This is a genomic window from Neisseria sp. P0019.S002, assembly GCF_051957155.1.
GTDB classification, from domain to species: Bacteria; Pseudomonadota; Gammaproteobacteria; order Burkholderiales; family Neisseriaceae; genus Neisseria; species Neisseria perflava.
Genome location: NZ_JBQCWS010000199.1, coordinates 1 through 246, shown reverse-complemented (window position 1 = coordinate 246; position 246 = coordinate 1). Strand labels below are relative to the sequence as shown.

Annotated in this window: 1 pseudogene; it reads left to right on the top strand. The window is 56.1% G+C overall.

What is annotated here, in order from left to right:
* Positions 1-246 (top strand): annotated as a pseudogene (locus tag ACTHTY_RS12290) (RHS repeat protein); the annotation flags it as partial.

The following is a 246-nucleotide window of genomic DNA, read 5'->3' as shown; positions in this document are numbered from 1 at the left end:
GCGGCCACCTGCACCAAATCAGCCTCGACGACGAAGTCATCACCGACATCGAACGTGATCAGCTGCACCGCGAAATCTACCGCACACAGGGTAAACTCGCCAGCCGTTACGAACTTGACCCTTTAGGTCGTCTGAAACGGCAAATCGCCACTCTCAACGACCTGACGGAAAGCGGCAAAGGAAAAACCAAAGTAGCGGCGGGTTATGCCCAAACCGCCGTCAAACGCAGCTACGGCTACGACCGTA